This is a genomic window from Synechococcus sp. MIT S9504 (assembly GCF_047497135.1).
GTDB lineage: Bacteria > Cyanobacteriota > Cyanobacteriia > PCC-6307 > Cyanobiaceae > Synechococcus_C.
On sequence record NZ_CP138942.1, the window covers coordinates 3,008,208 to 3,033,734 of the forward strand.

Sequence of the window (25,527 nt, forward strand, 5' to 3'; positions counted from 1 at the left end):
GGATTCACCTGTCGGTTCGGATGCTCAACGCCACCTCCGAGACGGTCGCAGTGCAGATCCGGAATGGATCCGCTGCACCGGCTTGCGGTCTGGTGGCTCTGAGGGACAGGCCCATCCGTTCGGCTGACGACTACGGCATCGACCTCCCTGCCTGGTTGCGTGAGTGCATCGACCACGTGCCGCCAGGGATCGGTCACAGCTGCCCCACCGATTCAGAGGCTCTGCTTGCAGCGGCCTTTGATTTTGCTTTTCAGCTGCACGAGGGCCAGTTTCGCGCCAGCGGCGACCCCTACATCGTTCATCCGGTGGCAGTGGCTGATCTGCTGAGGGATATCGGTGCCAGCGCCAGCGTGATCGCTGCAGGCTTTCTGCACGACGTGGTGGAGGACACCGATGTCACTCCGGAGCAGCTCGAGAGTCATTTCGGACCGGAGGTCCGGCAGCTGGTGGAGGGGGTCACCAAGCTTGGGGGGCTGCATTTCACCAATCGCACTGAGGCTCAGGCCGAAAACCTGCGCAAGATGTTCCTGGCGATGGCCAGCGACATCCGCGTGGTGCTTGTGAAGCTCGCCGACCGACTGCACAACATGCGCACGCTGGGGGCGCTGCGTGAGGAAAAGCGCCAGCGCATTGCCCGGGAAACCCGGGAGATTTATGCACCTCTGGCCAACCGTCTTGGCATCGGTCGCTTCAAGTGGGAGCTGGAGGATCTGTCCTTCAAATTGCTTGAGCCGGATGCCTTCAGGGAGATTCAGCAGGAAGTCGCGACCAAGCGCAGCGAGCGGGAGGAACGTCTGGGGGTCACCGTTCAGTTGCTCAGCGATCGCCTGGCGGCTGTCGGGCTTGAGAACTGTGAGGTGAGCGGTCGGCCCAAGCACCTCTTCGGTATCTGGACCAAGATGCAGCGTCAGCAAAAAGCCTTCCACGAGATTTACGACGTGGCGGCCCTGCGGATCCTTACCCCCAGCGTTGAAGCCTGCTATCGGGCTCTTGCGGTTGTTCACGACACCTTCCGTCCCATTCCCGGGCGCTTCAAGGACTACATCGGTCTGCCCAAGCCCAATGGTTATCAGTCGTTGCATACGGCTGTCATCGGACGTCACCGTCCGATCGAAGTACAGATCCGAATGCTGGATATGCACCGGGTAGCGGAGTTCGGAATTGCCGCGCACTGGAAATACAAAGAGGGCGGTTCACCCGCTGCCGGCGGAGACACTGAACGCTTCAACTGGTTGCGGCAACTGGTTGACTGGCAGCAGGAGGGGGGAGCTGATGATCACAATGACTACCTCGCTTCGATCAAGGAAGATCTCTTCGATGAAGAGGTTTTCGTGTTCACGCCCAAAGGCGACGTTCTGGGTTTGCGCAAAGGGTCGACGGCTGTGGATTTTGCCTATCGCATCCACTCGGAAGTGGGTAATCACTGCCATGGCGTGCGCATCAACGATCGACTGTCTCCCCTGTCGACGCCGCTCCAGAACGGTGATTTTGTGAATGTGCTCACGAGCAAGACGGCACACCCCAGTCTTGATTGGCTCAATTTCGTGGCGACGCCCACGGCGCGTAATCGCATCCGCCAGTGGTACAAACGCAGTCATCGGGATGAAACGGTTGAGCGGGGCAAGGATCTGCTCGAACGGGAGCTGGGACGCAGCGGTTTTGATGCTCTGCTCAGCAGTGATGCCATGACGCGTGTGGCCGAGCGCTGCAACCTGCTCAGCACCGAGGATCTGCTTGCGGCCCTCGGCTTCGGAGCCGTCACCCTGCATCAGGTGCTCAACCGTCTGCGAGAGGAGATCCGCCTGCAGGCCACCATCGAGGAGCCACCGCTCAGTAACGAAGACGTCGCCCGCCAGCTTGTGCAGCAGGCTGAAACCGGCACCCCCCGCTCCAGTCCTGATCAGCAGGATCCCATCCTTGGTGTGGAGGGTCTCGACTACCGCCTCGGTGGTTGTTGCAGCCCTCTTCCCGGCGAGGCGATTCTGGGCACGGTAGCCCTCGGCAACCATGGCATCACCGTGCATCGCCAGGACTGCTCCAATGTGGAGGCGATTCCGAGCGAACGGCGATTGCCTGTGCGCTGGAATCCCGCTTTGGCGGCAAGAAGCCAACGTTTTCCCGCGCAGCTGCGGATTGAGGTGATCGACCGTGTCGGGATTCTCAAGGACATCCTTATGCGCCTCTCTGATGGACGCATCAACGTCAGTGATGCCCGCGTGAAGACCAGCTATGGAAAGCCAGCACGCATTGAACTGCGTCTGGAGCTGGCCAGTGCCGAGCAGCTGCAGCGCACCATGCACCAGATCCGTTCAATGGCGGATGTGATTGATATCGCCCGCAGCAGCGGGACCTGACTGCGAGCGCGACTGCCCACAGCGTTTGCGTTGTTGCTGTAGGAGCCAATTCAGGCTTAGCCACCAGCCCAGTGCCGAGCAGATGGCACCAGTGATGCTGGAGCCCAGCAGCAAGCGGCTGATCACGCTCCAGCCCAGTTGGTTGAAGCCCTCCTGGTGCAGGGCATCGAAGCCTGGCCATTCGCGGCCGGGGCCGAGCAGCAGAGCCCCGATCCGGTAGTTGAACCAGTACAGCGGCAGGTAGGTGAAGGGATTGCTGATCCAGGTGCCGGCGGCCGCCAACAGATGGTTCCCACGCACCACACTGGCCAGAGCGATTCCCACCAGTGTCTGCAAACCGAAGATCGGAAAGCAGCCGCAGAAGATGCCGGCGGCAAGCCCACGGGCCCGCTGTCCTGGAGTGCCTTCCTGTTGCCAGATCCATTGCAGCCCTTTCTGCAGGCGTTGATGTGCCTTTCTCAGCATCCGGCCCATCGGAGTGTCGGCGGTTCTCGCATGGCATTGAGGATGTGATCGTAGGGAGTGGGCTCGGGGCTGTTGCAGCACTGCGATGCAGGAGATCAACCTGGAGAGGCAAACGATTGCTGCAGTGGCCACGGCAGTGGCCCCCGGGCAGGGCGGCATCGCAGTGATTCGACTGTCCGGCCCTGACGCTCAACGGGCGGTGAGCGAGATCACCTGCTTCCCGGGTACACAGCTGTGGGAGAGCCATCGGGTGCTTTACGGCCACGTGATGGCAGCCGATGGAATGGAGCGACTCGATGAGGTGTTGGTGCTTGTGATGAAGGCGCCACGCAGTTTCACCGCTGAAGACGTGGTGGAAATCCATTGCCATGGCGGAGTGATGGCTGTGCAGCGGGTCATGGCCCGTGTGCTCGAACAGCCTGGGATTCGCCGAGCATTGCCCGGTGAATTCAGTCAGAGAGCTGTCCTGAACGGGCGCCTCGATCTCACGCGTGCTGAGGCGATCGGTGATCTGGTGGCCGCACGCAGCCAGCGAGCTGCGCAGCTGGCGATGGCAGGCGTGGATGGCGGCATTCAGCGTCGAATCCAGATGTTGCGCGAACGTCTGCTGGATCAGCTCAGTGAGTTGGAGGCCAGAGTTGATTTTGAGGAGGATCTGCCTGCTCTCGATGGCCCGGCCTTACTGAAGGTCTTGCAGTCAGTGCGCGACGAGTTGCTGCAACTTGTGGCGGATGGGGAGCGTAGTGTCGCCTTGCGTCAGGGGCTGCGGGTGGCGCTCGTCGGCAGACCGAACGTGGGCAAGAGCTCACTTCTGAATCTGCTGAGTCGGCGCGAGCGAGCCATCGTCACCGATCTGCCTGGAACCACAAGAGACCTGCTGGAAAGCGAAATCGTGCTGGAGGGCGTTCCGATCACGCTGCTCGATACCGCCGGCATCCGCAGCACCAATGATGCCGTTGAGCAGTTGGGCATCGCCCGAAGCCACGACGCTTTGGCCAGTGCCGACCTGGTCGTGCTTCTGTTTGATCTCGCTGACGGCTGGACCGCTGAGGATCAGGTTCTGCGTGAACAGATCCCTGCGGATGTGCCCCATCTGCTGGTGGGAAACAAGGCTGATCTCAGCGATGCTGAGGTTCCCGCCGATGTCCATCTGTCCGCTGTGACAGGGGTCGGGGAAGCGCAGCTGGTGCAGGCGCTTCTGGAGCGTTGTGGCGCACTCAGCGACGGCTCTCTGTTGCTTGCGCTCAACCAACGACAGGTTGACCTGGCAAGTGTGGCGGCCGCTGCCCTTGATCGCAGTGAGCAGGTTGCCGCGGATGGATTGCCCTGGGATTTCTGGACGATTGATCTGCGTGAGGCCATTCACAGCCTCGGCGAGATCACGGGGGAAGAGCTCACCGAATCAGTGCTGGATCGTATTTTTTCCCGCTTTTGCATCGGCAAATGAAGCGCTGCGGGACTGGTCCAAACACTCGTGCCCGCATGATGGATCCAGTCGGTTGAGCGGGCGATTCCGGAGTGATGAACGTTGAGCAGCCCCTAACGACCCCCCGTCTTCAGGCGCAACTCCAGGACTGGCTGGCTGAGGACCTTGGCCGCGGTGATCTCACCGCGCCGGCCCTGAGTGGACGGCGGGCTCAGGCGAGCTGGATCGCCAAGCAGGAGGGAGTGTTCTGCGGTGGCAGCCTTGCTCTGCGCTTGTTTCGCCTGTTGGATCCCAAGCTTGAGGTGGAGTGTCTGGTTGCCGAGGGTGCTGCGGTGCAGTCGGGTGACACGCTGATCCGTTTCGACGGCCAGGCCTCTGCTCTGGTGGGTGCTGAACGGACGGCGCTGAATTTGGCGATGCGTCTCTCTGGCATCGCCACGGCCACAGCGGCACTGGTGAGAGAACTGAAGGGAACCGGTGTGCGCCTGGCTGATACCCGCAAGACCACGCCTGGACTGCGCGAACTTGAGAAGTACGCCGTGCGCATGGGCGGGGGTGTCAATCATCGACTCGGTCTGGACGATGCAGCCATGCTCAAGGAAAACCATCTGGCCTGGGCGGGTGGCATTGAAGCTGCGATTGCAGCAGTGCGGGCTTCAGCTCCATGGCCGGCGAGGGTGATTGTGGAAGCGGAAAGCGAGCAAGAAGCCTCGGAGGCCGTGATTGCCGGAGCCGATGGTGTGCTGTTGGATGAGTTCACGCCTGAGCAGCTGAGCAGCCTGGTGCCCAGGTTGCGCCAGCTGGCCGTTGAACGAACTGCCTCCAGGGCTGTGATTCTTGAAGCCTCTGGAATTCAGCCCGGGGATTTGCGCGCCTATGCCGCCACAGGCATCGATCTGATCTCCACCAGTGCGCCGGTCACGCGTGGTCGCTGGTTGGATCTGAGTATGCGTTTCGCACCTGCCGGGGGATGATCAGGGCTTGCCAAGCCCATTGATCCGTTCATGCTGCGCATCGCCCATTCCCTGGATCAACAGTTGCGTGCAGCCATGGACCGGGCTTTCCCGGAGGCCGCTGCGGAGGCTCAGCAGGCCGGGCGCGCGTTGGATCCCCAGCTTGTTCCTGCGAGCAAGCCCGAATTCGGAGATTTTCAGGCCAATGGAGCCCTGGCCCTGGCCAAACCGCTTAAGCAGGCCCCGCGTCAGATCGCTGCAGCGATTGTGGAGCAGCTAAAGAACGACGCTGCTTTCACCGACCTTTGTCTTGAACCTCAGATCGCCGGTCCAGGCTTCATCAACCTCACCATCCGGCCCGAGTGTCTTGCTGCTGAGGTGGCCTCCCGGCTAGGTGATGCGCGGTTGGGCGTTCCATCGGTGAAGGATGCAGCGCCGGTGGTGGTCGACTTCTCCAGTCCCAACATCGCCAAGGAGATGCACGTGGGCCATCTGCGCTCCACGATCATCGGCGACTCACTGGCGCGTGTTCTCGAGTTTCGCGGTCATCGGGTGCTCCGCCTCAACCATGTGGGTGATTGGGGGACCCAGTTCGGGATGCTGATCACCCATCTGAAGCAGGTTGCACCTGAGGCTCTGGAGACAGCTGATGCAGTGGATCTGGGTGATCTGGTGGCGTTTTATCGCGAAGCCAAGAAGCGTTTTGATGATGACGAGGACTTCCAGATCACATCCCGGGAGGAGGTGGTCAAGCTCCAGGGAGGCGATCCTCTTTCGCTCAAGGCCTGGGGTCTGCTCTGTGACCAGTCGCGGCGCGAGTTCCAGAAGATCTATGACCGGCTTGATATTCGCCTGAGTGAGCGGGGAGAGTCGTTTTACAACCCCTTTCTGCCGGGGGTGATCGATGGGCTGAAGCAAGTCGGTCTGCTGGTCACCGACGATGGGGCGGAGTGCGTCTTCCTGGAAGGGGTCAGCGGTAAGGACGGCAAACCGCTGCCGGTGATCGTGCAGAAAAGCGATGGCGGTTTTAATTACGCCACCACCGATCTGGCGGCGATTCGCTACCGGTTCGCGGCCGCTCCCGATGGGGATTCGGCTCGTCGGGTGATCTATGTGACGGATGCCGGCCAGGCCAACCACTTTGCTGGGGTTTTTCAGGTGGCGCAACGGGCGGGCTGGATTCCCGACGGTGCCCGCCTGGAGCATGTGCCCTTCGGATTGGTGCAGGGAGAAGATGGCAAGAAGCTCAAGACTCGGGCCGGTGACACCGTGCGACTCCGCGATCTGCTGGATGAAGCGGTGGAGCGCGCTGAAGCGGATCTGCGTTCGCGTCTCAAGGAGGAGGAGCGCCAGGAACCCGAAGACTTCATCAACCATGTAGCCGTCACCGTCGGCCTTGCGGCGGTGAAATACGCCGACCTCAGTCAGAACCGGATCACCAACTACCAGTTTTCGTTTGATCGGATGCTGGCCCTGCAGGGAAACACGGCTCCCTATCTGCTCTATGCGCTGGTGCGCATCGCCGGTATCGCCCGCAAGGGAGGCGACCTGGATCGATCGACTACTCAGCTGCAGTTCAGTGAGCCTCAGGAGTGGGCTCTTGTGCGTGAACTTCTCAAGTTCGATGCAGTGGTTGCCGAGGTGGAGGAGGAGTTGCTCCCCAATCGGCTCTGCAGCTATCTGTTTGAGCTCAGCCAGATGTTCAATCGCTTCTACGACCAGGTGCCGGTGCTTAAGGCCGGGCCTGAGGCGTTGCCGTCACGGCTGGCCCTCTGTCGCCTCACTGCCGACACGCTCAAAACCGGACTCGGTCTGCTCGGCATCAACACCTTGGAGCGGATGTGATGGGTCTCCGGTTTTGGGAACCGCTGGGTCGCTATTGGCCGTTTTTGTGCACACTGCTGTTGTCATTTGCGCTGTTTCTATCGGAACCAACCATTGTCGATTTCTTCCACACAGGTCACTCCAACTGGGTTTCGCTTCACTCCTTGGCGATTGCGAAGCACAGCCGTCTCGCGGTCGGTGGGGTGGGATTCTCTTGTACGTGGTTCGATCCTCAGGGCCATCTCTGGCATGACTACTTCAATCGCTATCCCCTTCCTTTCGCAGTTCTGAGCCGCTGGATCCTGAAGAGATGGTCAGGCGATGCCGTCTCCTGGATGTATGCGGCCCGCCAGTGGATGAACCTGATCTTCGTGGCCACGGGGGTGGCTCTTTGGTTTTGGCTGCGCGCTCTGCGGTTTTCCCGTCCGGTAGCCATGACAGCTCTGGTCTTGACGGGGGCTGCACCGGTCGTTCTTCAGTACCGCAGCATGTTCCATTTCGATCAGCCAGCTCTGTTGGCTTATGCGCTGCTTCTGCTGGTAGTAGTGCGCAAGCTCCTGATCGATCGGCCTGATTTGCGCTGGTATCTGGGAATGCTGCTGGTGGCATCTCTCGCGGGTCGTTCCGCTGTTGTCCTGATCTTTTCGCTGGTGTTGCCTTCAGTGCTGACGCTGTTTCGGTCCTCCAGCGCTTCCCGCTGGTTGTGGTGCGGCGGGCCGCTGGCTTTCGGCGCTGTGTTGATAGCGACTTCCTACAACGTGATCTGGGAGATGCGCCTCAATCAAGTGAATTTGTGGCAAACCTCTGTGGTGCAGTCGGCGTTGCGTCGCCTTGATCTCAGCACAGATGGTTTCAGCCCCGCCCATTTGGAGCGCACGAGCTGGCTCGGTGGTGCGCTCCCCAAACTCATCGAGTACCTCACTCAATACTGCATTCCTCTCCTGACAGTGTTTGCGCTGCTCTTGTTGTTCCGGCTTCTGGCTGGGCTGTCATCTGATGGACTGACGCCACGACGACTTCAAGATCCGGGTGACTTGGTTGGTGATTCGCCTCGCCTTCTGATGCTTTGGAGCACTGGTCTTTCCTCCTTGCTCTGGGTGGTGACGATGAAAAACCTGTTCGTTTTTCACATTTATGCAGGCATGATGATCCTTCCGTTTCTGCTGCTTTGCTTGGCCAGTCTGCTGGAACGACTGGTTGTCGAAGTGGGTGATTTCTGGGCCATCAGTGATCGATCACTTCATTCCATTCTTGTTCTCAGTGCTGTTTCAGTGTTTCTCCTGGTTCTCCTGCTTGGGCCTTCAGCTGAGCAGCGACCTGATCAATCCAGGAAACTTGCACTTGAGGGGTTCTTTAAGGAATTGAATCACTATCGTTCAGCTTCTGAGACTTTGCCGCCGGTGCCGAAAAATGACGGTTGGTTTCCCCGTTCGCCATATGCCCAGTGTGCGCTGCTCGACGGACCGACGCTGCTGGAGCCACCAGCAGATGGAATCCAAGCTCCTCAGCCACCTGCATTCCCCCCCAAGCCTAATTCGCGTTGACGGTTCGATCAAAAATTCTGTTGCTCGCCACCGGCGGCACAATCGCAGGAAGGGCGAAAGATGTCACCGCTCTGAACAACTACTCAGCAGGCGTCATCCACGCTGAGCAGTTGCTGCAATCGGTGCCCCAGCTGCAACAGCTCGCTGAGATTCAGGTGGAGCAGATTGCCAACGTCGACAGTGCGGACCTGACCTTTGCCCATTGGCAGACGCTCGTCACCCATGTGCGTTCAGCCTTTGCAGCTGATGCCGATCTCGCTGGTGTTGTGATCAGTCACGGCACCAACACCTTGGAGGAAACAGCCTGGCTGCTGCAGTTGCTGATCGATGACCCGCGGCCGGTGGTGCTAGGTGGGGCGATGCGGCCGGCAACGGCACTCAGTGCGGATGGCCCGCTTAATCTGTTTCAGGCCGTTCAGGTGGCCAGTGCTCCGCAATCCCGCGGTCAGGGAGTGCTGGTGGTGATGGATGGATGGATCCATGCGGCACGCAAGGTGACCAAGGTGGCGACACAGGGGGTAGGGGCGTTTGCCAGTCCAGGCACTGGGCCGTTGGGCTGGGTTGATGATGCCGGCGTTCATTTGCCCCTGGTGTGTGAAGCGCGAGAGGCTCCATTCGCAGGCCTCACCTTGCCTGGGCAATGGCCCAAGGTGGCCATCCTCTATGGCTGTGTGGAGCCAGAGTCGAGCATGCTCACTGCGATGCTGAAGGCAAGGATTCAGGGCCTGGTGTTTACCGGCACCGGCGCCGGTCAGCTCTCGGCCGTGGAACGTGATGTGCTTAGAACCTGGTCGGGTCCGCGGCCATTGATGCTGCGGGCCAGCCGTTGTGGATCAGGTCCTGTGCATCGCTCGCCTGAAGATGAACGTTGTGGGACGCTGCCTGCCGGCAGCCTGAATCCTCAGAAAGCTCGGGTGCTGTTGTTGTTGTCTTTGAGTGCAGGCTTTAATGGTGTGCAAATGGCAGCAGTATTGGCTCAGTTGGAATCCATGAGTTGATGCCGGGAGGTTGCCATGGTTCTTGCCAATCTTTTGGCATTCATCTGACGGCATTTTTTGCTCTGTAGGAGCTGGATGAAATGCCTCACTTGCTCAAGGGTGGTGGAGAGGACCGAGTCTGATGTTTGAGTTTATGGTTTTGGTCTTGTGTCGCATTCAGCATGGAAAGAATGTGCGCATTTATTTAGCCCGTTAGTGCTCGTTTTTGGAAGGTCTGGCCTCAGGAGGAAAGGGCATTAATACCGAAATAAAGTGTGAAAAGTGCGTAGCTAATGTTGACAACTTTGCTGGCATATCGAGGTTGTTTGGCTGTTCTTAATTCGAGGAAATGCAAGACGGACGCTTGCAGCATATAGATTCCCACAAGAAGAATCAGGGATCCAAGGGCTTCGGTCCCCCAGCCTTGTGCGAGTCCGACGAAAGCGACTACTCCCCATCCGAGATTCGCGAAGCCGACTTCAAGTTGAAAGTCGTTGCGGGTGCCGTAATCCCATCCCATGCGTAATGCATCGCTGCGGTGGAATATTGCATGACGTACAAATGAAACCAGGCCCACGCCTCCGACAGACCATCCTGCAATCCATTGGGTGGCTGAATCTATATTTCCGGCGCCAAGAGCGTTAAAGCCATTCCATAATCCAATGCCACCAATGACCCAGGTGATTTGCATTAATATTTTGGAAATTTGCGGGTTGCTTGATAGGACCATTTCGGTATCGCTGCACTTTTAAAATACTTGCATGTAAGATTTGTTATTGCAACCCTTTGTTGATGTATCGCCCATGAATAATCTTTTGGTCGGGAGCTGGCTGAAGCATTCCTGGGCTGAATGGTAGTAGTGCGACTTCACTGAGTCATCGAAACAAGTGGAGTGATGGTCTTGCCGCAATGTCTGCGCAGTGATGTTGATCAGCTTGTGCGGCCAAGTGCTCGTGCGGCGGCTGGGTCTGCCTTTCCCGGGTTGTGAGATTGGTTCCTAGGTGCTCGTCTAGGAGGAGCAGCTGTAGTGAGAGATGCCCCCGGCGCCGAAGAACTCCTTGGGCCTTAATTGGTCGTAACGAATTGCGAGTTCTGGCGAAAGCGGCTCATAGGGATGACGGAACACTGTCTGCAATTCGCGCACGTGACCGTAGTCGCCCCGAGCTGCCTGTTCGTACGCAGGGGCGATCAGCCATTCGCGCCAGGTGATGGCGGGATTGGTGCGACTCATTGAGGCTGTGATCTCCCCTCGTTCGCCATTGCCGGCAAGTTGCAGATGCCAGCGCTGAAGCCATGCGTTCCACTTGTTGTCGAGTTGTTCATCGCTAGGTTGGTAAAAACCCCGTTTCAGAGGTGTGACGTTTTCCGGTAGTGCCGATAATTCACGGAAGGCAACCGTGTAGTCCGCCTTCGACGCCACCAGCAGCTGCAGAAGCTCTCCAATCAGCTCGGGCTCATGGCTGGCCAGGCCAAGCTTCCGAGCCCACATGGCATCCAGTTCTTGCTGCATGGCATCGCCGAAGCTGGCCTGCAGCTCATCCAGACGAGCCGTTTCTGGCGGGTGATCCTTGAGCAGCGTTTTGAGGGCTGACCAGAACATCCGGTAATTGGTTTCTGCCGCCTTCGGCTGATTGAAAAAGGAGAAATGAATCCCGCCTCCGGTCCAGGGCTGAAAGCGGGGGTCGAAAAGTTCGCAGAAGCCAAATGGTCCGTAGTCAAGGGTGAAGCCGCCGGCGGCACAGTTGTCGCTGTTGAAGTTGCCTTGGCAATATCCCACTCGCATCCAGTGGGATATCAGGGTGATCAATCGTGCTCGGAACAACGTTGCGAGCTGCACCACCTGCTCAGGGAAGCTCAGAGACTCATCAATCTCGGCGCGGTAGTTCCGATCGATCAGGTGCTGCACGATCATCTGCAGTTCCTGAAGCGCCTGAGGGTGAGCTTCTCTGCGGACGCGCCGCGCGAAGAGCTCGATCTGACCCACGCGCAGGAAGGATGGCGCCACGCGCGTGGTGATCGCTGCAGGGTTCTCGATCAGCACATCGGGATCCATGGATTGAGATTGATCTGAATACCAGGGGCGACGCACACTCTCGGCATGGGAGACATACAGCGTTAGGGAGCGTGATGTGGGAACTCCGAGTGCATGCATGAATTCCTGGGCCAGAAATTCGCGCACACTGGAGCGCAGCACGGCTCGACCATCAGCACCTCTGCAATAGGGCGTCGGTCCGCCACCCTTCAGTTGCATTTCCCAGCGGCGTCCTCGGAAAAGACCTTCGAACACGGATACGGCTCGACCATCGCCGTATCCGTTGCCATTGCCGAACGGACATTGCTGATCGTATTCGGTGCCGTAGATCGACAAGGCATAGCCGGTGGCCCACCCATAAGGGAGCATCTCGCCGCGGTTCACGCTGATGTCGCCGGAGAACAACCGTCGGAAGCCGTCGTCCTCGGCCAAGCTGTGGCTGAGTCCCAGTTCATCGAATAATTCGTCGCTGTGTGCCACGTATTCCGGGGTTGGCAGAGGCGTTGGCGTGACCGGCACGTAGTGGCCAGATTTCACCTGACGTGCCTGATGGTCGTGCCCGTTCACACGGGCCTCGGGGTCCGCTCTGAGTTGGCTCAGCAAGGAGTAATCGACGTGTTCAGCGAACTCGGCGAATGTGTCGGTTGTGGAGGATGCGCTCGAGCTGGTTGGCATCAGACCGGTCACTGCAGTCTTCCCATCATCGGCGTGAATTCACCACTGTTGGGATCAGAGGGATGTCGATAGCTTGTGGATTGACCTTCGTGGGCAAGGTTGATTGGCATGACCGCAGCGACTCCCTCGCCTTCAGCACGCCCTGAGGTTGAGCGCCTTAGGGGTTACAGCGCACCACTGGAGGGGCGCCGTGGTTTGCTCCGGCTTGATTTCAACGAGAACACCATCGGTCCCAGCCCGGCGGTTGCTGAGGCGCTACGGACCTTTCCGGCTGATCAAATTGCCGTTTATCCCGAATACGACGGACTGCGCGAGGCGGTGATCAGCAATCTGCAGGCCTCGCCTGCGGGTCTAGCGCATGCTTTGTTGCCACAGCAAGTGGGTGTGTTTAACGGGGTGGATGCTGCGATTCATGCGGTGATTCACGCCTATGGCGCTCAGGGAGACACCCTGCTCACCACGAGTCCCACCTTCGGCTACTACGCCCCCTGTGCTGGGATGCAGGGGATGGAGGTGGAAGCGGTGCCCCATGCCCTGCCTGGTTTTGGCTTTCCGCTGGAGCAGATTCGCGAAGCCCTGGAGCGTCGCCCGCGAATTCTGATGCTCTGCAATCCCAACAATCCCACCGGGACTCGTCTTTCCGCAGAGCATGTGCTGCAGCTGGCAATATCCGCGCCCGACACCCTGGTGGTGGTGGATGAGCTCTATGAAGCTTTCACGGGCGACAGCGTGCTGCCGACTGTTGATTTCGGGCGGCATGGCAATTTGCTGGTCCTGCGCTCCCTCGCCAAGACTTCAGGGCTTGCGGGTTTGCGGATCGGTTTTGCGTTCGGTCATGCCGATGTGGTTGATCGGGTCTGCAGGGTGACCGGTCCCTACGACGTCAACAGCCTTGCTGTGACTGCCGCGTTCGCTGCATTGTCGGACCAGTCGTACACAGACAGCTATGTGGCCGAAGTGTTACGTGCGCGTGACTATTTAGTGACGCAGCTGACGCAGTCTGGTGCCGTTTTCCATTGCGACGGCGGTAACTATCTGTTGATCTGGCCCTCGTCTCCCGCTCAGCAGGTGGAGCAGCAATTGCGGCAGGAGGGCATCCTGGTGCGTTCGATGGCCGGCAAGCCGCAGCTCGAAGGATCTCTGCGAGTCAGCATCGGCACCCTCACTCAGATGCAGAAGTTCTGGGCGTGTTACCGACAGCTTGACCCCTGAACGGATCGTCAGCGCATCACCTCGATCACGGTGCTGTCGTTCAGGCTCCCTGGCAGCGTGAGGCTGGGGCCCACCTGGCGAACCTTTGTACCGCTCATCGCATCCAGGAAGGGCTGTACTCCGCCTTGGTCACATCCGCTCGGAGCCTCCCCATTCACGTATTGAACGGGAATCACCCGGCGTGGATTCAGCTGTCTGACCACCTCAGCAGCCTCCTCACCGTTGTAGACCTTGCCTCCACCGCCGACGCCGATGATCAGCACATCTGGGCGACCCAGCAGCACCCTGTCCTCACCGCTGAGAGGGGCGGCTGTTCCTCCCAAATGGGCAAAGTTCAGGCCTCCCTGCTGCCAGCGCCAGATTGTGGCGTTGCCGAAACGGCGTCCACCCATACGGTCATGTGGAGCAGAAAATCCCTCGAGGTCCATGCCGCCAACGCGATAGGAACCCGGCTTGGAGAGGTAGGTGCCTCCTCCGATCCGTGCCCCTTCGTCAGGAAGTTCGGAGCTGGCCAGGGTCACGTTGGCGCTCACGCGCGGTTCGCTGAGTCCAGTGGCGCAGCCCACGGCCCGGAAGGGGTTTACAAGCACCGTCTGGCCTCCGCCGCGAATCAGCAGAGCACTGTGCCCGTAGCTCGTGATCGAGACGCCTGCAGCCTGCGCGGCAGTGCCGCTGATTCCGGCCAGGAGGGTTGATGCGGCCAGGGAGGCGATGGCCCGCCCAGGACCCTGGCGTTTCAGGAAGACTGTCATGGGGGAATGCCTGCTGGCAGAGGAAACTAGCAGTGCTGAATGCGCCCTTCCGCCAGTCGAAGGAAGTTGGCCAGCAGGTTATGCCCGGCCTCCGTCAACACGCTTTCAGGGTGGAACTGCACGCCCTGGAGATGGGGGTGCTCACGGTGACGCAGGCCCATCACGGTGTTGTCCTCCAGCCATGCAGTGACCTCTAGGCAGTCGGGAAGACTGCTGCGGTCAGCAATCAAGCTGTGATATCGGGTGGCGGTGAGTGGCTGAGGCAGGCCTGCAAAGACGCCTTCGCCTCGATGCAGCACGGGTGAGGTCTTGCCATGCATCAGTTCCGAGGCCCGCACCACTTTTCCTCCGTAGGCCTGAGCAAGAGCCTGATGGCCCAGACAGACCCCCAAGGTGGGGATGCTCGGGGACAACTCCTTCAGCACACTCAGGCAGACTCCCGCCTGATCAGGATCTCCGGGCCCAGGGGATAACAGGATGGCATCGGGGCTGAGGTCACGGATCTGGGCAACATTGAGCGCATCGTTGCGCTCCACGCGCAGGTCTTCAGCCAGAGGATGCTGAGCCGCTAACTCCCCGAAATACTGCACCAGGTTGAAGGTGAAGCTGTCGTAGTTGTCGATGACCAGGAGCATCGTTCAAAGGCCGAGGCGAAGAATCAGGGGCGGTAGCACCAGCAGCAGGGCAATCACCAGAGAGCTGATGGCCGCCACCAAAACCGCTGCCGCTGAACAGTCCTTGGCGATCCTGGCCAGGGGGTGGAAGCGACGTCCGATGGCCAGGTCGACGACAGATTCGATCGCGGTATTGAGCAGCTCAAGCACGAGCACGGCCGCCACGGTCAGGACCAGAACGGCCAGCTGAATCGCTGGCAACTTCAGCCACAGTCCCAAAAAGAAAACGACGCTGCCGATCCCCAGGTGGATGCGAAAGTTGCGTTGGCTGATGAAGCCGTAACCCAGTCCCTGAGCGGCGTAACGGAAGCTGGCGGGCAGGTCGCCGGCGATTTTCCAGGCTCCTCTGTGGGCAGCGTGGTGGGCACGGCGGGTGCTGCGCTGGCTGATCTCCTCGGTCAACGGAGTTCCATCGTCAGGTTTCCTCAGTGATTTCATCTGCTGATTCACAGTTGATCTCACCGTGGGATTGAACGATACCGGCCATGGCAACCAGTTGCTCCTGGCATTGCAACATGGCTTCAAGCCTCGACTCGTCTGGATGGTCCCATCCCAGCAGGTGCAGCAGGCCATGGCTCACCAACCAGCAGAGCTCCCGTTCCAGGCTGTGATCCTGTTCGAGAGCCTGACGTTCTGCAGTCGGTACCGACACGATGATGTCTCCCAGTTCAAGGCTGGGGCAGCTGTCCCGGGGCATGTCAGCTTCCAGTGCTGAAAAGGACAAGACATCCGTGGCCGTGGGCTTGTTGCGCCAGCGTGCGTTGAGATCAGTGATCTGGGCATCATCCACAAACTGCAGGCCCAGGCAGATCTCCTCACAGCTCTGAAGTTCCGCTGGGACGCTGTCGCCCTCGGCAGCGATCAGGTGTTGCAGCCAGAGGCGCACGGTTGATTCCCAGATATCTCCCTGGCTGAGCCGCTGCTGGGCTCCAATCCCTTTCCCGGCCTGGATCAGTTGCTCTTCAGCTGGCGTGAAGGCCAGGTCAATCGCAACAGCCCGCGTGTTGCTCACTGGGGCAGTGTTGGACGGCCCAGCCAGGCGACCACAAGGATGAAACCGATGAACCCTGCGGCCGTGAGTCCAAGATGAAACAGGCTCTTGCTGCCCTTGCGGACCATGTTGCGCATGGCCTGTTTGACGAAGCTGGGAGGAGGCGTGGTGGTGGCGCCGTCCGGCGAAGTCTCGATGCCGTCTGGCTTTGAGCTCATGGTTCAGCTGTCCTCGTCCTGTCCGGGGCTGTCCACACCCTGACGCAGCAGCGCCTGAATGAAGGGGTCTAGATCGCCGTTCATCACACCCTGAACATCATTGGTTTCCTCCTGGGTGCGCAGGTCCTTGACCATTTGGTAAGGGTGAAACACATAGTTGCGGATCTGATTGCCCCAGGCGGCCTCAACGATGTCGCCGCGGATGTCGGCGATCTCGGCAGCTCTTTGTTCCTGTGCGATCACCAGCAGCTTGGCCTTGAGCAGGGCCATGGCCTTTTCCTTGTTCTGGAGCTGGGAGCGTTCCTGGGTGCAGCGCACAGCCAGTCCTGTGGGGACGTGCAGGATGCGCACAGCGGTTTCCACCTTGTTGACGTTCTGTCCACCAGCTCCGCCGGAGCGGCTGGTGGTCACCTCCAGGTCCTTCTCGGGAATGTCGATGTCGACTTCCTCCTCGAGTTTCGGCATCACTTCAATGCCCGCAAAACTGGTCTGGCGCTTGTCGTTGGCATTGAAGGGCGAGATCCGCACCAGGCGATGGGTGCCCTTCTCATTGCGCAGATAGCCGTAGGCGTAGCGGCCCTCGATCTCGATCGTGGCGCTCTTGATGCCTGCTTCCTCACCTTCGCTGAGTTCGTCAACCGTGACCTTCATGTCATGGTCCTCGGCCCAGCGGGTGTACATCCGCAGCAGCATCTGAGCCCAATCCTGGGCATCGGTGCCACCCGCTCCGGCATTGATGGAGAGGACGGCTCCCTCCTTGTCGTATTCACCGCTGAGCAGGCGTTCCAGCTCCCACCGATCCAGCTCCTTGCGCAGCTGATCAAGGCCTGCCTGGGCCTCCGCAAGCATCTCGTCGTCCGGTTCAAGCTCATACAGCTCAAGAGTGGCCTGGGCATCGCCCACGGCCCCTTGCCATGTGGTCAGCTGCAGCAGCTGGGCCTTGACCTCATCGAGGCGGCGCATCTGCTTCTGAGCGTTCTGCTGGTCATCCCAGAAATCTGGCTGGGCGGCAAGCTGCTCGAGATCCTGTTGTCTTGCGTTCAGTGCAGGGACGTCAAAGACAGTCCTGGGCATTGCCCAGGCGGTCAGTGAGCTCGGAGAGATCGCGCTTGAAGTCGGTGAGATCGAGCAACGGAGTGCGTTGAACGGAATTTGCGACCCTATCAGTGCGGAATCCAGGCCTGATCGTGGGCCGAGGCGGGAGAGGGAGCGAATGCCCATCGCGATGAAGCGGACTGCCCTGCATAGGATTCAGGATCCATGTTGAGGGCACCATGCCGAGCGTCGAGATCTACACCTGGCGCACCTGCCCCTTCTGTATCCGGGCCAAGCAGCTGTTGGATCGCAAGGGTGTGGCTTACACCGAGCATTCCGTCGATGGCGATGAGCCCGGCCGTGATGCCATGGCCGCCCGCGGCGACGGCCGGCGCAGCGTTCCGCAGATCTTCATCGATGAGCGTCACATCGGTGGCTGTGATGACCTGCATGCCCTTGAGCGCGCGGGTGAACTCGATCCGCTGCTCTCCTGAGCCCCCTCTCGCGCCCGCTGTCCATGCGTCATCTGTTCGTGCTGGATCCGTTGGATCGGATCAACCCAGCCAAAGATTCCACCGCTGCATTGATGCAGGCCGCCAGTCGAGCGGCGCTGGAGGTTTGGGCCTGCACTCCTGCGGATCTCATCGCTCTGGGTGATGAACCTCTGGCGATGGCCATGCCGGTTCAACCTGAGCCTTGGATCACTGCCGGGGAGCCTGAAAGACTGCCGCTGGCCACATTCCAGGTGATCTGGATGCGGAAGGATCCACCGGTTGATGAGGCCTATCTCTATGCCACCCATCTTCTTGATGTCGCAGAGCGGGCCGGTGTTCGTGTTCTCAACCGCCCCGACTCGCTGCGCACTTGGAATGAAAAGCTCGGGGCTCTGCGTTTCAGTCGATGGATGGCTCCCACCCTTGTCTCCGGGAGGGTGAGTGAGCTCAAGTCCTTCGCCCAAGCGCACAGCGACATCGTGCTCAAACCTCTGGGAGGCCGTGCAGGGCTGGGGGTGATCCGTGTGTCCTCCCAGGCGCCAGGCCTGAAGGCCCTATTGGAGTTGGTCACGGAGCAGGAACGACTGCCTGTGATGGCTCAGTGTTTTCTTCCTTCGGTGAGCGAGGGCGACAAGCGCATCCTGTTGGTGGATGGTGAGCCGCTGGGTGCCATCAACCGCAGGCCAGCCGCTGGAGAATTCCGCAGCAATCTGGCGGTTGGTGGTCAGGCTGAAGCCACCGAGCTCACTGAGCGTGAACGACAGATCTGTGCGGCCCTTGCGCCCGCTCTGAGGGCCGAGGGTCTGTTCTTTGTCGGCATCGATGTGATCGGCGGCATGCTCAGCGAGATCAACGTCACCAGTCCCACCGGTATTCGTGAGGTGGAACGGTTGATGGATCAGCCCCTGGCCGATCAGGTCATCGCATGTCTGCGCGACCTGCTTTGAGCGATCAACATTGGGGTCTAACGATCAGGAAAGGTTTTGCTGAAAAAAGGACTGCGCTGGGGAACCGCTCTGTTGGTGGGCCTGGCGGGAAGCCTCACGATCTCCAGTCGCGCTATGGATGCCAGCTCCACGCCGCCGCTGATTCCGCGTGAGGTGTTGTTCGGTAACCCGGAGATCGCCGGGGTTGAACTCAGCCCCGATGGAACCCGTATCGCGTACCTCGCTCCTTACCGAGGAGTCCTCAATCTCTGGGTCCGTGATCTTGATGGGCGTGAACAGCCCCGTCTGCTGACCCGGAAGACGGATCGGCCGCAACAGAGTGCCGGATGGACACCTGATGGGCGATTTCTGATTTCTAGCAGAGATGCACAAGGGGATGAAAACACTGTGCTGGTCCGAATTGACCCAAGCACAGGGGATACGGTTGATCTCACGCCACCATCTGGTGTCTTGGCGATTGTCAGTGCATCAGATCGCGATGTGCCGGGCGAATTGGTGGTTGGCCTCAATGATCGGGATCCTCGCTATCACGATCTTTATGTGCTCGACATTGCAAGTGGTGAGCGCGAACTGCTCTATCAAGTTGACGATGGTCGACCCGTTCAAGTGGATCGCCTCAATGGTGAGTGGCATCCCTATCTGCGCACCGAAGCATTGGCCAATGGCGGCCAGGCTTATGAGCTTCGCTTGCCTGGTGAGAAGCAGTGGCGCCCCTTTCTCAAATTCGATTTTGAAGATGCCCGCTTGTCTGGGCTGGCAGGGTTCACCCGTGATGGTCAGTGGCTGTATGGGCAACTGAGCACGGGGGAAGACAAACCTCGTCTGGTGCGTTGGAGTCGTCAGGAGCTGGAGAGCTGCACGACCGACTGTCGTTTTGAAGTCGTGCACCGTTCAACGAGTGGATCGTTGGGTATCGGGATGAGCGCGATCGAGACTGGCGTGCCCACGGTGCTGGTCGAAACGGATCTGCGCAGTGAGCGTTTCATTTTGGATCCTTCGCTGCGCTCCGATTACGACGCCTTGGAACGTTTGGCGGGCTCCAATGAGTTCTCGGTTGTCGATCGCGACAGGAAGGATCGCCTCTGGCTGGTTTTGGTCGCTTCCGATCGTCAGGGCGAGCAAATCTGGCTCTGGGATCGGGATCGCCGCCAGCATCAGCTGTTGTTTTCAGTTCAGCCAAAACTGGACGATTATGACCTGGCGTCGATGGAAAGCCTCGACCTCAAGGCCCGTGATGGCAGGCGGCTTCCTGCTTATTTAACGCGCACTCCCCTCGCCAGTGATGGGCCGCAGCCCCTTGTTCTGGTCGTGCATGGTGGACCTCAGGCCAGAGATTACTGGGGATTGAATCGCACCCATCAGTGGCTAGCCAATCGGGGCTATCATGTGATGAGTGTGAACTATCGCGGCAGCACTGGCTTCGGAAAGGAGCACCTGCTGGCAGGAGAAGGTGAGTGGTACGCCCGGATGCAGGACGATCTGGTCGACGCCGTTCGCTGGGCGGTGGATCAGGGCATTGCAGACCCTGACAAAGTGGTGATCAAAGGCGCGTCCTATGGCGGCTATGCAGCTTTGGCGGGATTGACCCGTGATCCATCGCTGTTTGCCGCAGCCGTTTCAGAAGTCGGACCCTCCAATCTGCGCACATTGTTGGAAGCGATTCCTCCTTATTGGGCAGCGGTTCGCATCAATTTTGAACGCATGATTGGTGTCGGCAGTGTGGACCTCGATGCTATTTCTCCGATCAATCATGTGGATCAGATTCAACGCCCCCTTCTGTTGGGTCACGGTGCCAATGATCCGCGGGTCAGCTTGCAGGAGAGTGAATCCATCGCAGCTGCAATGACGTCTCGCAAACTACCGATCGATTTTGTTGTGTTTCCGGATGAGGGGCATGGCTGGGCCAATCCCCGTAATGCGTTGGCCTGGGCAGCGTTAGAGGAGCACTTTCTCCAACAACACATCGGCGGGCGTGTGGAGCCCTTCGGTGATGTGCTCAAGCAGTCATCAATGGATTGGCGACTGCGCTCCTTACCGACCCCCTGACACCAGATCCAGCTGATCGGCAAGGACGGTGAGCTTGAGCCCCACTTCCTGGAGCTCCCGTTCGGCCACGGATCCGCGCACCAGTCCAGCTCCGGCCGTGAGGTCGAGCTGGGTTCCGCGGGCATGGCCGCAGCGGATGGCCACACGCAGTTCCGCATCGCCAGCACTGTCGATCCAGCCGATCGGTGCTGCATAGCCATCGCGATCGAACGGCTCAAGGCTGCGCAACCAGTTCATGGCCTCTCGTCTGGGCAGGCCTGCCACAGCCGGGGTGGGATGGAGCACTCCAGCCAGAGCAAGGGGGGATTGGCCTGGAGCTGGAGTCGTGATCGGGGTGTGCAAATGGATCAGTTGGCCGTGTCTGGCCAGTTGTGGACTGCGCGGGCGCCGTGGCTGCAGTCCCTGGGCGCTGAGATGGTCTGTGATCGCCTGCACCACCAGTTCATGCTCGCGTCGGTCCTTGTCGGAGTTGAGCAGGGAGGTGGCGTGGTCGTTGCGACCGGCAGTGCCGGCAAGCGCATCGCAACGCAGTTGCCCGTTGCGCAGGCTCAGCAGTCGCTCAGGCGAGGCGCCGAAGAAGCTGTCTTGCTGGTTGCGCTGCCAGAGGAACCGGCAGCTGCCTGCCTGTTGGTGGCGCAGCCGTTTCAGCAACAGCACCGGGTCCAGAGTTGAGGTCAGGCTCACCGAGTGGCGTACGGCCAGAACAAGCTTGTGCAGTTCACCACCATTCACCAGTTCCAGACCGCGCTGAAGCGCCGTGGTGTAGCGCCGCTCCCAGTCGCCGGGAGTGATCCTGCCGCTCAGGTTGCCCGAGGCCTTGCTGGGCCAACTCCTCCAAGACTGCAGCTTTTCCGCCATCAACCAGAGCGACTCCGTCAGTGAGCGCACATCACTCGCCTGTTGGGCGATGCCGTGCAGACGCAGCCAGCCTTGCCGTCCATGACGACTCAGTTGCCAGCGGGGCAGAACGGCCTGGACCGAGGGCATGCTCCCCTGGGGCTGGAGCTCACCGGTCTGCTCAAAAAAGGAGAAGGCCAGCAGGATGCGCGAGCGGGCCTGAGCGGGTGCCTCGGGCGTGCCCTCCAGGATGCGTCCGAGTGTGATGTCACTGAAACGTTGTGCCAGTTCGAAACGTCGGGGACCTGATAGCTCCAGGTGATGGCAGCGGCCCGCTGCTGCAAGACAAAGGCCTGGCGCTCCATCCCAGAGAAAGCGGAACGGGTCAGTATCCTCGAGATCAGCGAGCTGGAGCAGTGGATCCAGCCCCTGCAATGGCATTGCTAAGCCAAAAACTCCGTCGTCGGCCAGGCGCTGATCCCACGCGCATAGTGCACGCTCCAGCAGTTCGCTGAAGTGCACAGCAGGTGAACTGTCGTGGTGCGCGGCCGACATCTTGACGGCAGGACGATGGATTACTGCTCAAATGTATGAGTCTTGAAGCGGGCTCCACGAGTCCAGTCCATGCCAGATCGAAAGGCTGTTGTAACCCTTCACTCCCGCGCCAACGACCGCCGGCGTCTTTGGAAGGCAGCGATCAAGTGGCCGATGTACTCCGTTGCGGTGATGCCCGTGCTGCTTGCGGCTGGATGGCGCCTGGGGGCAGGCTTGCCGGTGCGCTGGGCCCAGGGCTTCGTTTTTCTGTTGGCAGCCGTGCTGCTGTTGATCTGGGAGAACCTCAGCAACGACCTCTTTGATGCCGAGACCGGGGTTGATGACCAGGGCAAGCCCCATTCGGTTGTGGCGCTGGTCGGAAGGCCTCGTCCTGTTCAGCAGCTGGCCATGCTTGCGTTGCTGACGGGACTGATCCTGATGCTGTGGATTGCGCTGAGGAGCAGTCTTGCGGTGCTGGTGCTGGCGCTGGTGAGCTGTGGTCTCGGGTACCTGTACCAAGGACCTCCCTTCCGTCTCGGGTACCAGGGGCTGGGTGAACCACTGTGTTGGCTCGCTTTTGGCCCTTTCGCCACGGCAGCTGCGTTGTTGGTCATCGCCCCTTCAACGGATGTCGTGCCCTGGGACACCGCCCTGCTCCTCGGCTCCGGCCCTGCTCTGGCAACCACGCTGGTGTTGTTCTGCTCGCATTTTCATCAGGTCGAGCAGGATGCGGCACACGGAAAGCAGTCTCCTGTTGTACGCATGGGGACTGCGCGGGCGGCGTCTCTGGTGCCGTGGTTCGTTGCTGGGACTCTTGCCCTGGAGTGGACCCCCGTGCTGCATGGCGATTGGCCACCTACCGCACTTCTCGGAGCCCTGGGGTTACCTGCGGCCTCAGCGTTGATTCACTTGCTTCGCTGGCATCATGACGAGCCTGAACGCATCACTGGCAGCAAGTTCCTCGCATTGCGATTCCAGGCACTGAATGGCCTCGGTCTGAGTATTGGTCTGGGCCTGGGGCCATGGTTTGGCTCCCCTGTTCTGCTGCCGGGTTAAGTGAATGGCGCTGCAACTGGCGATCCGCTCCTATGCCTATTCCCTGTCGCGTCCGCTGAGAACCGCTTCTGGCGCTTGGCAGCAGCGTGAGGGTTGGTTGCTGCGTCTGACCTGTGCGATCTCCGGCCGCGTGGGATGGGGGGAGGTAGCTCCGCTCGATCCAGCAGACCGTCCGGCCTGTGTGCGGGCTTTGTCGCAATGGCAGAACTCTGTGGATATGGAGTGCAAGCGGGACCAGCTTGAGGCTCTTCTGCCGAAGCTGCCGGCTGAAGTCGCCTTTGCGCTCGGCGCTGCGTTGGCAGAGCTGGATGGCCTTGTTCAGGCATGGCTTCCTGCTCCGAGCTCGGCCTGTCTTTTGCCCGCTGGTCCGGCCATGCTTACGACGCTGGACCAGCTGCTAGCGACTCATCCAGTCGGGCATCCCATCACTGTGAAGTGGAAGGTGGCCGCAATGGATGCAGATCTGGAATGGTCATTGCTCTCCAGGCTTCTGGACCGTCTTCCACCGGAGGCGCGTCTGCGCCTGGACGCCAATGCCGGCTGGGATCGGTCTGAGGCGGATCGATGGGCTGGAGTGCTGGAGGGTGATCCCCGTCTGGATTGGCTGGAGCAGCCACTGGCAGTGGACGATCTTCAAGGCCTGGGGGATTTGGCGAAGCGTGTGCCGGTCGCTCTGGATGAGTCGTTGCTGAAGCAGCCTGCTCTGCGGGAGCAGTGGCAGGGTTGGCAGGTGAGGCGACCCCTGCTGGAGGGAGATCCTCGACTTCTGCTGCGCCAGTTGCAGGAAGGCCGGCCGCGGCTGATGCTCAGCACTGTTTTCGAAACCGGTATCGGCTTCCGCTGGCTGGCGTTAATGGCAGGGCTTCAGCAGCGAGGTCCTACTCCCGTGGCTCCCGGGCTGGCGCCAGGTTGGTGTCCTGAAGGTCGCCTGTTCAGCTCTGATCCTTCGCAGGTGTGGGCTGCCGCTGAGTTGGGCCGCTGATGGTTGGCCTGAGGGATCTGCACTGTGACCCTGCTCAGCCTGGTCAGGCTGCTGCTGCTCTCGAGCTGGCCCTGGCCGATCAGGTTTGGGTGCGTCTGATCGGTTCCGGAGTTCAGCCTGAGCGGCAAGTCCTGGATGCTGATGGCCTGGATTGGCCGCCTGGACCAGGGCTGGTGCTCTCAACAGGTGGAAGCAGCGGCGGACGACAGCTCTGCCTCCATCCCCTGTCGAATCTGGATCGTTCTGCCCGGGCCTGCGGATCGTGGCTGAAGACGATCGGCTTGGATCCAGCCTCAACTCTGGTTTGGAACCCCCTGCCGTTTCAGCACGTGAGCGGTCTGATGCCCTGGTGGCGTGCCCGTCAGTGGGGCGCAGATCACGCCTGGATCTCGCCCGCTCTGATTAAACAGCCGGCGCAACTTCTTAAACACAGCCGTTGCCATCCAGGCTGGCAACAGCGGCCGATGGTGCTGTCGCTGGTGCCCACCCAACTACGTCGGCTGCTGGCCGAACCCTGTGGTCGCGCCTGGTTATGTGAGATGGCTCTGATCTGGGTTGGGGGTGCAGCATTGCCAGATGAGCTGGCCGATCAATCCCGCGACCTGGGCATCAGGCTTTCCCCCTGTTACGGCGCGACGGAGACGGCCGCCATGGTGACGGCCCAGGCTCCGCTTGATTTTCTGGCGGGGATGGGTGGTTGTGGTCGCCCCCTTGACGGTGTTCGTCTGCGAGTGAATCAGCAGGGCGCTCTGGCGGTGCACTGCAATCGGTTGGCTGTGGCCAGGCTGGATGATGCAGGGGTGCTCTGTGCACTGTCGGATGGGGACGGTTGGTGGCATTCAGCTGATCTGGCGGAACTTGAAGGCTCACCATCTGATCCCCAGCTGCATCTCTTGGGGCGAATCGATCACGCCATCCAGTCCGGTGGGGTCACGGTGTTCCCTTCACAACTTGAGCAAAGACTGCTGATGGAGGCCCGCAAGCAAGGGTTGCCGCTCGATGCCGTGCTGTTGCTCGGGGTGGTGAACCGTGAATGGGGACATCGACTGGTGGCTCTTGTTCGCTGGTCGTCGGAGCACGAGCCGTCGGACGGTTGGGACCGCTTGCACAGATTGGTGTCCGACTGGCCCGCACCGGAACGCCCTCTCTACTGGGTTCAGTGCCAGGAGTTGCAATGCTCTGCAGCAGGGAAGTGGGAGCGTCCGCGATGGCAGAACTGGTTGACAGCTCAACAATCAGCTCAGTCATCAGCTCAGCTGTTCTGAATCCGTGCCGAAGTGATTCATCCCAGATTCATCCGCAAGGATTTGCACTGAGATGAACTTCCTTCCTGCTTAGTTGCATTCTCACTGTCAATCTTGAGGCAGATCTGTTCCATTTTATCCACCGGAGACTGGGATGTTTGTGAAGTTGGGATAAATGGTGCGCTCAACCGAATGGCCGATGAATCTGTCTGTTAAGCCGTTTGACGTGATGGCGAGAATCGCCCAGGTCTGGAC

Annotated in this window: 24 protein-coding genes; 13 read left to right on the plus strand and 11 right to left on the minus strand. The window is 60.1% G+C overall.

The features are described from left to right. Window positions 1-20: 20 nt before the first annotated feature. Window positions 21-2,354, plus strand: coding sequence for a RelA/SpoT family protein (locus SIB58_RS16020; RefSeq protein WP_414494685.1), 2,334 nt, complete (start codon window positions 21-23; stop codon window positions 2,352-2,354). Here the strand turns inward: SIB58_RS16020 and SIB58_RS16025 are convergent. Then, the gene (locus SIB58_RS16025) at window positions 2,310-2,828 is read right to left on the minus strand and encodes a DUF2062 domain-containing protein (RefSeq protein WP_066909198.1); all 519 of its coding nucleotides are present in this window, start codon (window positions 2,826-2,828) and stop codon (window positions 2,310-2,312) included. The genes SIB58_RS16020 and SIB58_RS16025 overlap by 45 nt on opposite strands. A 76-nt stretch (window positions 2,829-2,904) precedes the next feature. Here SIB58_RS16025 and mnmE point away from each other — a divergent pair, with 76 nt between their 5' ends. From mnmE to SIB58_RS16050, 5 genes are all read left to right on the plus strand, one after another. Further along, window positions 2,905-4,266, plus strand: a complete 1,362-nt coding sequence (gene mnmE, locus SIB58_RS16030; RefSeq protein WP_066909195.1) for a tRNA uridine-5-carboxymethylaminomethyl(34) synthesis GTPase MnmE — start codon at window positions 2,905-2,907, stop codon at window positions 4,264-4,266. A gap of 74 nt (window positions 4,267-4,340) precedes the next feature. Continuing rightward, the gene (gene nadC, locus SIB58_RS16035; protein ID WP_066909192.1) at window positions 4,341-5,219 is read left to right on the plus strand and encodes a carboxylating nicotinate-nucleotide diphosphorylase; all 879 of its coding nucleotides are present in this window, start codon (window positions 4,341-4,343) and stop codon (window positions 5,217-5,219) included. A 30-nt stretch (window positions 5,220-5,249) separates the two neighbouring features. Continuing rightward, window positions 5,250-7,043, plus strand: a complete 1,794-nt coding sequence (gene argS / locus SIB58_RS16040; RefSeq protein ID WP_067326177.1) for an arginine--tRNA ligase — start codon at window positions 5,250-5,252, stop codon at window positions 7,041-7,043. After that, window positions 7,043-8,566, plus strand: coding sequence for a hypothetical protein (locus SIB58_RS16045; protein WP_066909186.1), 1,524 nt, complete (start codon window positions 7,043-7,045; stop codon window positions 8,564-8,566). Before argS ends, SIB58_RS16045 begins: the two co-directional genes overlap by 1 nt. 20 nt (window positions 8,567-8,586) lie before the next feature. After that, window positions 8,587-9,564 (plus strand): asparaginase, encoded by a 978-nt coding sequence (locus SIB58_RS16050; RefSeq protein ID WP_414494686.1) that lies wholly within the window; start codon window positions 8,587-8,589, stop codon window positions 9,562-9,564. Between the two features lie 220 nt (window positions 9,565-9,784). Here SIB58_RS16050 and SIB58_RS16055 read toward each other — a convergent pair whose 3' ends face one another. Then, a complete protein-coding gene (locus SIB58_RS16055) occupies window positions 9,785-10,273 on the minus strand; it encodes a DUF6790 family protein (RefSeq protein ID WP_066909180.1) in 489 nt (162 codons plus the stop codon). A 279-nt stretch (window positions 10,274-10,552) separates the two neighbouring features. Continuing rightward, window positions 10,553-12,250: a protein adenylyltransferase SelO family protein gene (locus SIB58_RS16060; protein ID WP_066909346.1), complete on the minus strand. Its 1,698-nt coding sequence runs from the start codon at window positions 12,248-12,250 to the stop codon at window positions 10,553-10,555. Between the two features lie 108 nt (window positions 12,251-12,358). Between SIB58_RS16060 and SIB58_RS16065 the strand changes: the two genes are divergently transcribed. Beyond that, window positions 12,359-13,462, plus strand: coding sequence for a pyridoxal phosphate-dependent aminotransferase (locus SIB58_RS16065; RefSeq protein ID WP_066909177.1), 1,104 nt, complete (start codon window positions 12,359-12,361; stop codon window positions 13,460-13,462). Between the two features lie 8 nt (window positions 13,463-13,470). Here the strand turns inward: SIB58_RS16065 and SIB58_RS16070 are convergent, their stop codons facing one another. The 7 genes from SIB58_RS16070 to SIB58_RS16100 form a co-directional block, all read right to left on the minus strand. After that, the gene (locus SIB58_RS16070) at window positions 13,471-14,214 is read right to left on the minus strand and encodes an MBL fold metallo-hydrolase (protein WP_066909174.1); all 744 of its coding nucleotides are present in this window, start codon (window positions 14,212-14,214) and stop codon (window positions 13,471-13,473) included. A 26-nt stretch (window positions 14,215-14,240) separates the two neighbouring features. After that, window positions 14,241-14,849, minus strand: coding sequence for an anthranilate synthase component II (locus tag SIB58_RS16075; protein WP_066909171.1), 609 nt, complete (start codon window positions 14,847-14,849; stop codon window positions 14,241-14,243). A gap of 3 nt (window positions 14,850-14,852) precedes the next feature. Beyond that, a complete protein-coding gene (locus SIB58_RS16080; protein ID WP_066909168.1) occupies window positions 14,853-15,326 on the minus strand; it encodes a diacylglycerol kinase family protein in 474 nt (157 codons plus the stop codon). Continuing rightward, entirely contained in the window at window positions 15,304-15,900 is a 597-nt protein-coding gene (ybeY, locus tag SIB58_RS16085; protein ID WP_082823344.1) for an rRNA maturation RNase YbeY, read from the minus strand. The genes SIB58_RS16080 and ybeY overlap by 23 nt, the downstream gene beginning before the upstream one ends. Continuing rightward, a complete protein-coding gene (locus SIB58_RS16090) occupies window positions 15,897-16,097 on the minus strand; it encodes a DUF3285 domain-containing protein (RefSeq protein ID WP_066909162.1) in 201 nt (66 codons plus the stop codon). Before SIB58_RS16090 ends, ybeY begins: the two co-directional genes overlap by 4 nt. A 3-nt stretch (window positions 16,098-16,100) precedes the next feature. Then, a protein-coding gene (gene prfB, locus SIB58_RS16095) for a peptide chain release factor 2 (protein WP_156486621.1) occupies window positions 16,101-17,229 on the minus strand; the annotation gives its coding sequence in 2 pieces (ribosomal slippage) (window positions 16,101-17,153 and window positions 17,155-17,229; 1,128 coding nt in all). Then, entirely contained in the window at window positions 17,152-17,373 is a 222-nt protein-coding gene (locus SIB58_RS16100) for a hypothetical protein (protein WP_170953676.1), read from the minus strand. The genes prfB and SIB58_RS16100 overlap by 78 nt, the downstream gene beginning before the upstream one ends. Between SIB58_RS16100 and grxC the strand changes: the two genes are divergently transcribed. From grxC to SIB58_RS16115, 3 genes are read left to right on the plus strand one after another with little or no spacing between them, the layout of a single operon-like run. Continuing rightward, window positions 17,372-17,626 (plus strand): glutaredoxin 3, encoded by a 255-nt coding sequence (gene grxC, locus SIB58_RS16105; protein WP_066909153.1) that lies wholly within the window; start codon window positions 17,372-17,374, stop codon window positions 17,624-17,626. The two genes, SIB58_RS16100 and grxC, sit on opposite strands and share 2 nt — an antisense overlap. Before the next feature lie 23 nt (window positions 17,627-17,649). Next, the gene (gshB, locus tag SIB58_RS16110; RefSeq protein ID WP_066909150.1) at window positions 17,650-18,573 is read left to right on the plus strand and encodes a glutathione synthase; all 924 of its coding nucleotides are present in this window, start codon (window positions 17,650-17,652) and stop codon (window positions 18,571-18,573) included. Window positions 18,574-18,609: 36 nt separating this feature from the next. Next, window positions 18,610-20,619 carry a S9 family peptidase gene (locus tag SIB58_RS16115; RefSeq protein WP_082823345.1) on the plus strand — a complete coding sequence of 670 codons (2,010 nt, stop codon included), beginning with the start codon at window positions 18,610-18,612 and terminating at the stop codon, window positions 20,617-20,619. On the opposite strand, the gene SIB58_RS16120 is transcribed toward SIB58_RS16115, so the two are convergent. Further along, complete coding sequence (locus SIB58_RS16120; RefSeq protein WP_066909147.1) at window positions 20,605-22,011, minus strand: isochorismate synthase MenF; 1,407 nt, start codon at window positions 22,009-22,011, stop codon at window positions 20,605-20,607. The genes SIB58_RS16115 and SIB58_RS16120 overlap by 15 nt on opposite strands. 69 nt (window positions 22,012-22,080) lie before the next feature. On the opposite strand from SIB58_RS16120, the gene menA reads away from it, so the two are divergent. Genes menA through SIB58_RS16135 form a run of 3 tightly spaced genes read left to right on the plus strand, consistent with a single transcriptional unit; the run spans window position 22,081 to window position 25,293 of the window. Further along, window positions 22,081-23,046: a 2-carboxy-1,4-naphthoquinone phytyltransferase gene (menA, locus tag SIB58_RS16125; RefSeq protein ID WP_067326186.1), complete on the plus strand. Its 966-nt coding sequence runs from the start codon at window positions 22,081-22,083 to the stop codon at window positions 23,044-23,046. 4 nt (window positions 23,047-23,050) lie between these two features. Next, window positions 23,051-24,028, plus strand: coding sequence for an o-succinylbenzoate synthase (gene menC, locus SIB58_RS16130; RefSeq protein WP_067326189.1), 978 nt, complete (start codon window positions 23,051-23,053; stop codon window positions 24,026-24,028). Beyond that, a complete protein-coding gene (locus tag SIB58_RS16135) occupies window positions 24,028-25,293 on the plus strand; it encodes an AMP-binding protein (protein ID WP_067326192.1) in 1,266 nt (421 codons plus the stop codon). Before menC ends, SIB58_RS16135 begins: the two co-directional genes overlap by 1 nt. Window positions 25,294-25,527: the final 234 nt, after the last annotated feature.